10 protein-coding genes are annotated in these 12865 nt (G+C 55.1%); 6 read left to right on the forward strand and 4 right to left on the reverse strand.

The annotated features are described in order from the left end of the window. The first annotated feature begins 123 nt into the window (after positions 1 to 123). The 6 genes from OOJ60_RS01420 to dinG all read left to right on the forward strand — a co-directional run bounded on the left by OOJ60_RS01420 (position 124) and on the right by dinG (position 8077). Positions 124 to 1452, forward strand: a complete 1329-nt coding sequence (locus tag OOJ60_RS01420; RefSeq protein ID WP_205611795.1) for an MFS transporter — start codon at positions 124 to 126, stop codon at positions 1450 to 1452. Positions 1453 to 1502: 50 nt separating this feature from the next. Then, positions 1503 to 2252, forward strand: a complete 750-nt coding sequence (locus tag OOJ60_RS01425; RefSeq protein WP_042285088.1) for an SDR family NAD(P)-dependent oxidoreductase — start codon at positions 1503 to 1505, stop codon at positions 2250 to 2252. A gap of 14 nt (positions 2253 to 2266) precedes the next feature. Next, positions 2267 to 3112, forward strand: a complete 846-nt coding sequence (locus OOJ60_RS01430) for a transketolase (RefSeq protein ID WP_042285086.1) — start codon at positions 2267 to 2269, stop codon at positions 3110 to 3112. After that, the gene (locus OOJ60_RS01435) at positions 3112 to 4110 is read left to right on the forward strand and encodes a transketolase family protein (protein WP_042285083.1); all 999 of its coding nucleotides are present in this window, start codon (positions 3112 to 3114) and stop codon (positions 4108 to 4110) included. The genes OOJ60_RS01430 and OOJ60_RS01435 overlap by 1 nt, the downstream gene beginning before the upstream one ends. Before the next feature lie 266 nt (positions 4111 to 4376). Continuing rightward, the gene (gene rhlE / locus OOJ60_RS01440; RefSeq protein ID WP_042285081.1) at positions 4377 to 5735 is read left to right on the forward strand and encodes an ATP-dependent RNA helicase RhlE; all 1359 of its coding nucleotides are present in this window, start codon (positions 4377 to 4379) and stop codon (positions 5733 to 5735) included. Positions 5736 to 5899: 164 nt separating this feature from the next. Next, complete coding sequence (gene dinG, locus OOJ60_RS01445; RefSeq protein WP_205611796.1) at positions 5900 to 8077, forward strand: ATP-dependent DNA helicase DinG; 2178 nt, start codon at positions 5900 to 5902, stop codon at positions 8075 to 8077. Here the strand turns inward: dinG and OOJ60_RS01450 are convergent. From OOJ60_RS01450 to OOJ60_RS01465, 4 genes are read right to left on the reverse strand one after another with little or no spacing between them, the layout of a single operon-like run. Next, positions 8064 to 8567, reverse strand: a complete 504-nt coding sequence (locus tag OOJ60_RS01450; protein WP_181821710.1) for a fimbrial protein — start codon at positions 8565 to 8567, stop codon at positions 8064 to 8066. The two genes, dinG and OOJ60_RS01450, sit on opposite strands and share 14 nt — an antisense overlap. A gap of 5 nt (positions 8568 to 8572) precedes the next feature. Continuing rightward, positions 8573 to 9562, reverse strand: a complete 990-nt coding sequence (locus OOJ60_RS01455) for a fimbrial protein (RefSeq protein ID WP_205611797.1) — start codon at positions 9560 to 9562, stop codon at positions 8573 to 8575. Between the two features lie 17 nt (positions 9563 to 9579). Beyond that, positions 9580 to 12120 (reverse strand): fimbria/pilus outer membrane usher protein, encoded by a 2541-nt coding sequence (locus OOJ60_RS01460; RefSeq protein WP_205611798.1) that lies wholly within the window; start codon positions 12118 to 12120, stop codon positions 9580 to 9582. Positions 12121 to 12149: 29 nt separating this feature from the next. Further along, positions 12150 to 12824, reverse strand: coding sequence for a fimbrial biogenesis chaperone (locus tag OOJ60_RS01465; protein WP_205611799.1), 675 nt, complete (start codon positions 12822 to 12824; stop codon positions 12150 to 12152). Positions 12825 to 12865 lie beyond the last annotated feature (41 nt).

Consider the following 12865-nt stretch of genomic DNA (forward strand, 5'->3'; position numbering starts at 1 on the left):
ACCTCAATTGAGGTTATCTAAATGCCGATTTTTGATCACGTTGTTATATTGCCCTTGAAGGTCTGAATAAAGGTGCTGCGGCGACGGGCACGAAAAAAGATAAAACAATAAAGAGGATACCCTATGTCACGTATAGATACGGTTGTCTGTACCGACACCAGGAAAACAAAGTATCGTTTTGTCGTTTTAACGATGATTTTCCTGGTGTATGCCATTAATTATGCCGATCGTACGAATATCGGCGCCGTACTGCCGTTTATCATCGATGAGTTTCATATCAACAACTTCGAGGCCGGTGCGATCGCCAGTATGTTCTTTTTGGGATATGCGGTAAGTCAGATTCCAGCTGGTTTTTTCATTGCGAAGCGTGGCACGCGCGGGTTGGTCTCATTATCTATCTTTGGTTTTTCCGCATTTACCTGGTTGATGGGCACCGTCAGCTCGGTCCTGGGCTTAAAACTGGTGCGCCTGGGTCTGGGGTTGAGCGAAGGGCCGTGTCCGGTTGGGCTGGCGTCGACCATCAATAGCTGGTTTCCGCCCAAAGAAAAAGCCACAGCGACGGGCGTGTATATTGCCGCGACGATGTTTGCCCCGATTATCGTTCCACCGCTGGCGGTCTGGATAGCGGTAACCTGGGGCTGGCGCTGGGTATTTTATTCTTTCGCCATTCCGGGCATTGTGGCAGCCATCGCCTGGTATCTGCTGGTGAAAACCAAACCTTCGGAAAGCCGTTTTGTTTCAGAGAGTGAACTGGCGGAAATTAATGCCAGCCATGGCGGAAATAATCAAACGCGTGAAAATATTGTCATTGCGGATAAATTTACGTGGCTGGATAAATTCATCCGGGTGAGAAAAATGGCACCCATAGATACGGCGAAAGGATTATTTACGTCGAAGAATATTCTCGGCGATTGTCTGGCTTATTTTATGATGGTCAGCGTGCTGTATGGCCTGTTGACCTGGATTCCGCTTTATCTGGTGAAAGAAAAAGGCTTCGACTTTATGAGTATGGGGCTGGTTGCCAGTATGCCTTGCATTGGAGGATTTGTCGGCGCGATTGGCGGCGGGTATATCTCTGATAAACTACTCGGGCGTCGACGCAAACCGACAATGATTTTTACCGCCGTTTCAACCGTTATAATGATGCTTATCATGCTAAATATTCCGGCAAGCACCGCGGCAGTGTGCGTAGGATTATTTTTTGTCGGCCTGTGTCTGAATATTGGCTGGCCCGCGTTTACCGCTTATGGTATGGCGGTTTCTGATGCTAAAACGTATCCCATTGCCTCCTCTATTATTAATAGCGGCGGTAATCTCGGAGGGTTTGTTTCCCCGATGGTAGCCGGTTTTTTACTTGATAATACCGGCAGCTTTAATTCTGTCTTCACCTATTTTGGTATTTGCGCAGCGATTGGTTTAGTGGTGATTCTGTTTCTTGATGAACCACAATAATAAATCTTTCTCTTATCAATTAATATGACGTAATGTCATGGAGTAAATTTATGTTATTAACAAATAAAGTCGCCATTGTGACTGGCGCGGCTTCCGTTCGCGGTTTAGGTTTCGCGACAGCGAAGTTATTTGCGGAAAATGGCGCAAAGGTTGTAATTATTGATTTAAATAAAGAGGCCAGTGAAGCGGCGGCGAAATCGTTAGGCGACGATCATCTTGGCCTTGCGGCGAACGTGGCGGACGAAGCGCAGGTCAGTGCTGCAATGGAACAAATTGTGGCGAAATATGGCCGGGTTGATGTGCTGGTTAATAATGCCGGTATTACACAGCCTATTAAATTAATGGATATCAAACGCGAAAATTATGACGCAGTGTTAGATGTCAGCCTGCGCGGCACGCTGCTGATGTCGCAGGCGGTCATTCCGCTAATGCGCGCGCAGAAATCCGGCAGCATTGTCTGCATCTCCTCCGTTTCCGCCCAGCGCGGCGGCGGTATTTTCGGCGGCCCACACTATAGCGCGGCGAAAGCCGGGGTATTAGGACTGGCGCGGGCGATGGCGCGTGAACTGGGGCCGGACAATGTGCGCGTAAACTGCATCACCCCGGGGCTGATCCAGACGGACATCACCGCCGGGAAGCTGACCGATGAAATGACCGCCAACATTCTGGCAGGCATTCCGATGAACCGACTTGGCGACGCCGTCGATATTGCGCGCGCCGCGCTGTTCCTCGGCAGCGATCTCTCCTCCTATTCCACCGGTATTACCCTGGACGTTAACGGCGGCATGTTAATCCATTAAGCGAGGGCACTCTGATGAAGATGACAGAAGTTCAGAAAGTCGCGGCGGCGGCCTGGCGCATTCGGCGCTACGCCCTGCGCATGGGCGAAGTTCAGGGGCAGGGGTATATCGGTCAGGCGCTGGGCTACGCCGATGTGCTGGCGACTGCGTTTAGCCATGCGATGACGTATCGTGCGGAGGAACCGGAATGGGAAGGGCGCGATCGCTTCCTGCTTTCCCATGGTCACTATGCCATTGCCTACTATGCGGCGCTGCTGGAGGCGGGGATCATTCCTGAGCCGGAGCTGGAAACCTACGGTTCAGATGACAGCCGTCTACCGATGTCCGGCATGGCGACGTATACGCCGGGGATGGAGATGTCCGGCGGATCGCTGGGGCAGGGACTGTCTATTGCGGTAGGCATGGCGCTGGGGCTGAAGCAAAAGCAGAGCGATTCATGGGTGTATAACTCCATGTCGGATGGCGAACTGGATGAAGGTTCCACCTGGGAAGCCGCGATGTCTGCGGCGCACTACGGGCTGACCAACCTTATCAATATCGTGGATGTTAACAAGCAGCAGGCCGACGGAGACTCACGCAAAATTCTCGGCTTCGAACCGTTACATGAAAAATGGGCGGCTTTCGGCTGGTACGTACAGCGGGTGGACGGTAACGATGTCGCCGCGGTCGTCGAGGCGTTTGATAACGCGAAGAGCCATCGCGGCGAACAGCCACGGGTCATTATCTGCGACACGCTGATGGGCAAAGGCGTTCCGTTCCTCGAAACGCGCGATAAAAACCATTTTATTCGCGTTGATGCTGACGAATGGCAGAAAGCCATTGCCGTGCTCGATGCCAACAAACCGGAAGGAGTGCTGTAATGAGCCAGACAACCCCTAAACCCCGTTTAAAAACCTCGGCGATGATCGCCTCCATCGCGGATGAAGGTCAGGCTACCGTTGCCGCGCCGTTTGGCGTCGCTCTGGCAAAGCTGGCGGCGGAGCGGCCAGAGATCGTCGGCATGACGGCTGACCTGTCGAAGTACACCGATCTGCATATTTTCGCTCAGGCCCATCCGGAACGCTTTTTCCAGATGGGGATGGCGGAGCAATTGCTGATGGGCGCCGCAGGCGGTATGGCGAAAGAGGGCTTTATCCCGTTCGCCACCACCTACGCGGTGTTCGCCACTCGCCGCGCCTATGACTTTATCCATCAGGTCATCGCGGAAGAGCATCTTAATGTGAAGATCTGCGCGGCGCTGCCGGGACTGACCACTGGCTACGGTCCCAGCCATCAGGCGACGGAAGATCTGGCGATCATGCGCGGCATCCCTGGCATGACCATCATCGATCCGTGCGATGCGCTGGAAATTGAGCAGGCGGTCCCGGCGATGGCCGACCATAACGGCCCGGTTTATATGCGCTTGCTGCGCGGCAAAGTGCCGCTGGTGTTGGATAAATATGACTACAAGTTTGAGTTGGGGAAAGCGAAGCTGCTGGAGGATGGCAACGATGTGCTGATTATCTCTTCTGGTCTGATGACCATGCGCGCACTGGAAACCGCGGAAAAACTGCGCGCCGATAATATCAGCGCCGCAGTGCTGCACGTTCCGACCATCAAGCCGCTGGATGAGAAAACCCTGGTTGAGCAGGCGTCAAAACCAGGCCGGCTGGTGATCACGGCGGAAAACCACACCTGCATTGGCGGGCTGGGTGAAGCGGTCGCCGCGCTGCTGATGCGTAAAGGCGTGCGTTGCGAACTCGATACCATTGGTCTGCCGGATGAATTTTTGCTGGCCGGGGCGTTGCCAACCCTGCATGACCGTTACGGTATTTCAACGGCGATGATGGTTGATAAAATTAAACATCGCCTGCGTTAAAGGCTTTCGCCGCCGCGTTCTGCGGCGGTACTTTTCGCTTTCTGGTTAAGGTTTCCGTGTCGATTAATTCACTCAGAAACCGGTTTGATAAAAACTTCCGCGCCGCCGCGTGACCGTATAAACCTGAGCGATGGGATATTTATGCGCTCTGTCACAAAAACTGCTACACTCCGCCTCTTCATGACATTGTGGTTTTTGTCATTTCCAAATTGTAAGTATCTCCCTGAAAACGACACCGGGAACGGTCGGGGCGGTCCGGAGTAGTTATGTCTTTTGATTCCCTGGGTTTGAACCCTGAAATTCTGCGCGCCATTGCCGAGCAGGGTTACCGTGAACCTACCCCTATTCAGCAGCAGGCGATCCCTGCGGTGCTGGAAGGCCGTGACCTGATGGCGAGCGCGCAGACCGGCACCGGTAAAACCGCTGGCTTCACGCTGCCGTTGTTGCAGCACCTCATTACTCAACAGCCCCATGCCAAGGGCCGTCGACCGGTACGGGCGCTGATCCTGACGCCCACCCGCGAACTGGCGGCGCAGATTGGCGAGAACGTCCGTGATTACAGTAAGTATCTGAACATTCGTTCGCTGGTGGTCTTCGGCGGCGTGAGCATTAACCCGCAGATGATGAAGCTGCGCGGCGGTGTGGATGTGCTGGTGGCGACGCCGGGCCGTCTGCTGGATCTCGAACACCAGAATGCGGTGAAGCTGGATCAAATTGAAATCCTGGTGCTCGACGAAGCTGACCGCATGCTGGATATGGGCTTTATTCACGATATCCGTCGCGTGCTGGCGAAGCTGCCGGCGAAGCGCCAGAACCTGCTGTTCTCTGCGACCTTTTCTGACGACATCAAGGCGCTTGCCGAAAAGCTGCTGCATAACCCGCTGGAGATCGAAGTGGCGCGTCGCAACACCGCCTCTGAGCAGGTGACGCAGCACGTTCATTTCGTCGACAAAAAACGTAAACGCGAACTGCTTTCCCAGATGATCGGCCAGGGGAACTGGCAGCAGGTGCTGGTATTCACCCGCACCAAGCACGGCGCTAACCATCTGGCGGAGCAACTGAATAAAGACGGCATTCGCAGCGCGGCGATCCACGGCAACAAGAGCCAGGGCGCACGTACCCGCGCGCTGGCTGATTTCAAATCCGGCGATATTCGCGTGCTGGTGGCGACCGACATCGCGGCGCGTGGACTGGATATTGAAGAACTGCCGCACGTGGTGAACTATGAACTGCCGAACGTGCCGGAAGATTATGTCCACCGTATCGGGCGTACCGGGCGTGCCGCCGCCACCGGCGAGGCGCTGTCGCTGGTGTGTGTCGATGAACATAAGCTGCTGCGCGATATTGAAAAACTGCTGAAGAAAGAGATCCCGCGCATCACCACGCCGGGTTATGAGCCGGACCCGTCAATCAAAGCGGAGCCCATCCAGAACGGGCGCCAGCAGCGTGGCGGCGGTGGCGGTCGTGGCCGCCAGGGACAAGGTCAGGGAGCGGGCCGTGGGCAACAGCCGCGTCGTCAGGACGGCGGCGCGCCGAAAGCCAAACCGCGTAGCGGCGAAGGCAAACCGGCGGGTGATAAGCCGCGTCCGCCGCGCCGCCCGCGTCGGATTACCCCGGCACAGTAATGTCGTAAGCCGGATAAGCGCTATTCACCACGCTGTCCGGCAGTCCGACCCCCGCGCTTTGAACTCGTGTTGCGAGCGGCTTTCCAGAACCGGTAAAAAAGGTACTGACTGAACCTGAAATGTGCCACAATAGTGGCTGTTTATACAGTGTTTCAGGTTTTCTCATGGCATTAACCGCCGCGCTAAAAGCGCAAATCGCCGCCTGGTATAAGGCGCTTCAGGAACAGATCCCCGACTTTATCCCCCGCGCGCCGCAGCGACAGATGATTGCTGACGTGGCAAAAACGCTGAGTGGCGAAGAAGGGCGGCATCTGGCGATTGAAGCGCCAACCGGGGTGGGGAAAACCCTCTCGTATCTCATTCCCGGTATCGCCATCGCCCGCGAAGAGCAAAAGACGCTGGTGGTCAGTACCGCCAACGTGGCGTTACAGGATCAGATCTACAGTAAAGATCTGCCGCTGCTGCGCAAAATCATTCCCGATCTCCGCTTTACCGCCGCGTTTGGGCGCGGACGCTATGTGTGCCCCCGCAACCTGGCGGCGCTCGCCAGTTCCGAACCCAGTCAGCAGGATTTACTGGCGTTTCTTGAGGACGAACTGACGCCAAACAATCAGGAAGAACAAAAGCGCTGCGCGAAGCTGAAAGCCTCCCTTGACGGCTACCGTTGGGACGGCCTGCGCGATCATACGGATATCGCCATTGATGACGATCTCTGGCGACGCCTGAGTACCGACAAAGCCAGTTGTCTGAACCGCAACTGCCATTATTACCGTGAATGTCCGTTCTTTGTCGCTCGCCGTGAAATTCAGGAAGCGGAAGTGGTAGTGGCTAACCATGCGCTGGTGATGGCGGCGATGGAAAGCGAGGCCGTGTTGCCGGACCCGAAAAACCTGCTGCTGGTGCTGGATGAAGGCCATCACCTGCCGGACGTTGCCCGTGACGCGCTGGAGATGAGCGCAGAAATCACCGCCCCCTGGTATCGACTTCAGTTGGATTTGTTCACCAAACTGGTGGCGACCTGCATGGAGCAGTTTCGTCCCAAGACCACGCCGCCGCTGGCAAACCCCGAGCGCCTGAACGCCCACTGTGAAGAGCTGTACGAACTTATCGCCTCGTTGAATAACATTCTCAGTCTGTATATGCCCGCCGCTCAGGAGGCAGAACATCGCTTCGCGATGGGCGAGCTGCCGGACGAGGTGATGGAGATTTGTCAGCGGCTGGCGAAGCTGACCGAAACGCTGCGCGGGCTGGCTGAACTTTTCATAAACGATCTCAGCGAGAAAACCGGCAGTCACGATGTGGTTCGCCTGCACCGGGTGATTCTGCAGATGAACCGGGCCCTGGGGATGTTCGAAGCGCAAAGCAAGCTGTGGCGGTTGGCTTCGCTGGCGCAATCTTCCGGCGCGCCGGTCACCAAATGGACGACGCGGGAGGTGCGCGACGGGCAGATCCACGTCTGGTTCCACTGCGTTGGCATCCGGGTAAGCGACCAGCTTGAACGGCTGCTCTGGCGCAGCGTGCCGCATATTATCGTCACCTCCGCCACGCTGCGCTCGTTGAACAGCTTTTCGCGGCTTCAGGAGATGAGCGGTCTGAAGGAAAAAGCGGGAGACCGCTTTGTCGCGCTCGACTCGCCGTTTAACCACGTTGAGCAGGGAAAAATTGTTATTCCGCAGATGCGCTATGAGCCGCTCATTGATAACGAAGAGCAGCACATCGCCGAAATGGCTGCCTATTTTCGTCAGCAGGTCGAAAGCAAAAAGCACCTCGGCATGCTGGTGCTGTTCGCCAGCGGCAGGGCGATGCAACGCTTTCTTGAGTACGTTACCGACCTGCGGTTACTGCTGTTAGTGCAGGGCGATCAGCCACGCTATCGGCTGGTGGAACTGCATCGCAAGCGGGTGGAAGGCGGCGAGCGCAGCGTGCTGGTCGGGCTGCAATCCTTTGCCGAAGGGCTGGACCTGAAAGGCGAATTACTCAGTCAGGTGCATATCCATAAGATCGCCTTTCCGCCCATTGACAGCCCGGTGGTCATTACCGAAGGCGAATGGCTAAAAAGTCTGAATCGTTATCCGTTTGAGGTGCAGAGTTTGCCTGCGGCATCGTTTAACCTCATCCAGCAGGTCGGTCGTCTGATCCGTAGCCACGGCTGCTGGGGCGAAGTGGTGATTTATGACAAGCGGCTGTTGACCAAAAATTACGGTAAGCGGCTACTGGACGCGCTGCCTGTTTTCCCCATTGAACGCCCGGAGGTGCCGGAAGTAAAAAAACGCCCGGCAAAAGTGGCTGCCGGGCGAAGAAAAAGCATCCGTGCTAAGGGGCGCAGTCCTACTGGTAAGTGAAGGTCACCTGCACAACGCTGCTGAACGTGCCGGCCGTGACGGGCATGGCGGTAGCGTAATAACGCGCCGCCAGCGGAAAGGTGGCCGTGCGGTCGCTGGGGTTGATCACCGCGCTGAAGGCGGCCTGGGGGGCGATAAGCATATGGTCCTGGCGGTCCGCGAGTTCCAGCGCCAGTCCTTTGGCGCTACCGATATTGGCGAATTTTGTCGGGTGCGAGCTGTCAGGCTTTCCATAAAAAAAAGCTGTAGCAAGGGTGAGCGATTCCGGGCAATGCGTCACCGTCAGGGAAAAGTCTTTCCATTCACCGGTGTCGCCAATGTCTTTAAAGCTACCGGAAACCGCCTGGCCTAAATCTACCGTCAGATTGCGGCTGGCGCTGTCAACGATGCAGGTGTTGGCGAAGATATTACCGTTCATCTGGATCTGAATATCATCCGCGTTAGCCTGCGCGATCAAACCCAGGGCAAGAATCAATGCGCTCTTTTTCATCGTGGTCACTTATAGGCGAGGGTAATGGTCGCCACGGTATTGGCAGGGCCGGGAGTGACGACCTCGCGGGTCTGCTGATAGCGCACCTGGAAAGGTATGGTCAACGTTTCGTTGGCGATCGCCTGGCTTGCAGTTTCAACATAGCTGTCAAAGGTGGCCAGATGGCCGTCAAAGAGCATCCTGACGCCAATCCCGGTGGCCATTCCTTTCTGCTGCGTCAGTTTCAGAACGCCTTCGAACGTCGATTCATAGCCGTTTGCGCTGGTTATCTTCACCTGCGGCTGAACAGTGCTGTCGCAGTGTACCGTCACGTCAAAGCTTTGGGCGGGGGTAGACAATGTTCCGATACTCACGAAATCGCTGACCGGAAAATCACCGAGATTAACGGTGAGATTTTTCGGCAACACCGAGCAGGTGACCTCTTTCAGAACGACATTACCGGCATACGAAAGGGTATTGGGATCGCCGATCCCTTCATGAGCATAAATACCGATGCCAAATGTTGTTTGCGCCTGTACCAGCGTACCGGATGCGACTTGATGACTCGTTTTAACCAGTTGAAGCGTCACGTCGAAATTAAATGACTGGTAGCCATCAGAAGAGACATAGGCAATCGGCGTGGCGCGTGAGTCGCACTGTTGCCCGCCAGCACCGCTGATGCGTTGGCCTTTGTCATTCATCAGCGCCACGCCGATACCGGGCACGCCGGAATCGTACACGCCGTTCATTCCGGGAATTTCAGCGCCGGAACCATAATAACAGGAGATAATTTCCAGTCCGCTGTCGTAACGCTCATCGCAGTTACCCGCGACATGTACAGTCTGTTCTGAGCCGGGAATGGTTTCGCCAATGGCGAGCGTAACCGGTACCGAAATCGAAGGCACGTTAATCAGTTTTGGCATGTCCGGCGTGTGGCAGGACGCTTTGGCGTGCGGCATAAACAACCCGGCAGCGGTAAGGATCGCCAGGTAAAAACAATGCTTAATCATATGCATATGTATTGCCTTAATGGTCAGTGACACTGCGCGGCAGCGTTAATGATGCGGGTTTCGTTTTTCTCATCCGTAAGCGCGTAGTCAGCGACGCAGTGCTCGCTGGTATCGTCCCCCCAGGAAACGGCGAGACGTCCATGTTGAGGCAGACCGGAAAGATAGGTTTGTCCGTCAGCGCCGACAATAAATTCGCTGTCCTTATCCCCTGTCGTAACCGTTGCGCCAAAGGGGAGCGGTTTGCCGTTTTGCGTAAGCGTCATTAACACTCTGTTGCCTGTGCGGGTGTTAAAACTGGCGCGAACCACGGCGCCGCGGGTCGGTGTGACAATTTGCGCCGCATGGGTCACGTCGGCATCATCCGGCAATGTTTCGGTATCCAGTGAAATGGTGTTATGACGGTAGGCCGTGACAAACGGAACGACGGTGTAGCCGCGAAAATCCGTTTCTACCCCAGTCTGGTTGGTAATATGCGTGCCATATGCACCCGGCGCTTTCACCAGAGCAATGGTTTCGCCAAGCGGTTGACTCAATGTGATCCCATTGGCATGAGCAACGATGCCTCCTTGCAGTCCCACATTCACCGTACGCTGGTATTTATCCTGACTGACGCCGCCGCTTACTTCGCCATAAGTCGCTTTGTAATCCATATTCATACTGGTTGAACTGCCGCTACCGGTATTGCTCAGCCCTTCCTGCAGGCTCCAGTTAAGATTGTCCTCCTGCAGTGCGGTGCCGTTAAGGCCGATATTTTGCGTGGCGCCTGCCCGGGTGTTGTTCAGGTTGTACGTCGCCCATGTGTTGTGCATCCAGCGATCGAGAGGTATGGAAACGCTTAGTGCGAACTGGTTATCGTTCTGGTCGGCGCTTTTATCGTCGCTGTCGCGGGTGTTCTTGTTCATGCTGTAGCTCAGGCTATAGCTTACGCCGTGCCAGCTGTTGTTGTAGCTGACGCTCATTGACGTCATGTCCTGGCGTTGACTCCAGTACGTTTCTTTCACCAGACTGAGCGTAAGCGAACCCCAGCGCTCACCCAGCGTCTGGTCAAGGGTGGCCTCGGTGCGGGCGCGACGCTGCCGGGGAGCGGAGACGTCGTCAGTCTGGGTATAGGATTCCAGGGTGTCTTCGAGGGTATAGAACCCTTTGCTGTTGTAGCGATAGCCCGCCAGTGAGAAGTTGGTGCCGGAACCGACGAAATTTTTGCTGTAACGCACGCGCCAGGATCGGCCTTTATGGGCTTGCTGTTTTTTGAGCAGTGCTTTCGCACGGGTAACATCGACGGAAAACGCCCCTAAATCACCGAAATTTTTCCCGGCGCCGATGGCCTGCGACTGATAGTGGCTGCTGTGCTGCGCCCCGCCATAGGCGGTAACGCCGTAGGGTAAACCGTAAATAGCGCTGCCCTGGGCGAACGGCGTTTTCTCAACGTGACTGTCATAGGAACGATAGCGACCCGCGGTAACGCTGTAACGCAGGTGCTTTTCACGCTGCAGAACCGGTACGGAGGCATAAGGCACGACGAAGTGGCTTTCACTGCCGTCCGTCTCCTGGACCGTGACCTGAAGGTCGCCGCTGCTGCCGGTAGGGTAGAGATCGTTAATCTCAAACGCGCCAGGCGCAACGGTGTTTTGGTAAATGACGTAGCTATTCTGTCGAACGACGACCCGCGCATTGCTGTGGGCGGTGCCGCGAATAATCGGCGCATAGCCTTTTTCGCTGTCGGGCAGCATCTCGTTTTCAGCGTTTAGCTGCGCGCCGGTATACGGCACGCTGTCAAAGACGTCTGCTGGCGAGGAGCTTTGACCGACTGTCAAAGTGCTTTTCAGGGCGACAATATCACGCTGCGCGTAGGTATAGACGGAGGAGAATTTCTCCTGACGATCGTCGCCCGTGGCATTACGGTTCCAGGTGGAATAATTACGCACCCGCCACGCGCCGATATTCAGCCCTGGGCGGAGGTTGATGTATTGGCTGCTATTGTCCTGGCTGTTTTGTTGCCGCGCATGGCTGTGGCTGGCGTTAGCGCTGTAGTTAATCAGACCGGCCGTGATCCCTTCGTCAAAGTCTTTCGGATCGATATAGCCGCGCGGCACCTGTCCCAACGCTGACTGGGGGATGCTGAGTAACAACTGCTGATTGCGTACGCGAAAGGTGGCCGATGCGGCAGGGATAACGCTTAAGTCCGCGCACTTGCTCTCTGTCATAAGCTGAGGATAGGCGTCTGTCTTAATCCCCAGCGTCTTGAGATCATCCAGCGAAAAGCAAGGCTGGAGGGTACGCGTTCCTTTCGCGTGAGTCTGTAAATTGAAGGTGACGTTACGGGTATCGACTTTGCTGTTATTAATAAAAATTGTCACCTGATAGTTGCCAGGCGCCTGGCCGGGACCTTTTTCATAAATCGACAAATCCGTCTTTCCCTGCTGCGGATTATCAATATCCAGTAACGCCGGATTAAAATAATCATCCGCCCTGGTTTGCTGCGCAAAAACTGCCGCCGCCAGTCCACATAGCAGGACCAGCGCGGCAAATAAGCGGCAGGAAAACGGCTTTTGATGACTATACATAATAAATATGGCGCCAGAGGACAACGTTATTAATGCAGGGTCTTAGTGAACGTCTGGCTAATGCTGCCGTAATCAGTGATGATGGAATAGGTTAACGCTGTTCCGTCAGCCTCCGCCGGGAGGGCAAAATGCGTTTCGGCCTCAGGGACCGCCCACGTCGCTTTATTCACTCTGTGGCCGTTCAGCGTCACTTTCTGAAAATTCATATAGAATGGGGTCGGGTTTTTTACCACCACATCGTTACCTTCGCGACGCCATTCCAGTTTATTGGCGACGTCTTCAGGCTTACCTTTAATGCCTGACGGGCGGTAAAGCAGCTTAATGCGTGTATTAATGGCGATTTGCAGGGTGTTAACCCCTTCAATTCGCTTTGACGATGGGATCGCTTTAATATTCAACCAGTACAGGGACTCGCGGTCTTTCGGTAGATCTCCACCGGTGCGAACGACACGCAGAACATTATCCTCATTGGCATCGAGGCGGAATAAAGGCGGGGTAATTAAAAAGGGGGCTTTAGTCCGATTATTACTGCCAGAATCTACCCAGGACTGTACCAGATAATCCATGCTATCTGGGTTTGAAATACCAAGAGAAGATTCCTTTTTTTCTCCCTGATAAACCAGGCGAGTGCCGTTAATAATAACACCCGCATGTGCCGTTGCGGCTACCAGAAAAAGTGTACTCAGTAAATAACCGTGGCGCATACCTGTCTCTCAACGTAAAGAGAGGAAGCCGCGCAGACGTA

Origin of the sequence: Citrobacter sp. R4, from assembly GCF_026719175.1 — a bacterium.
GTDB lineage: Bacteria > Pseudomonadota > Gammaproteobacteria > Enterobacterales > Enterobacteriaceae > Citrobacter_A > Citrobacter_A sedlakii.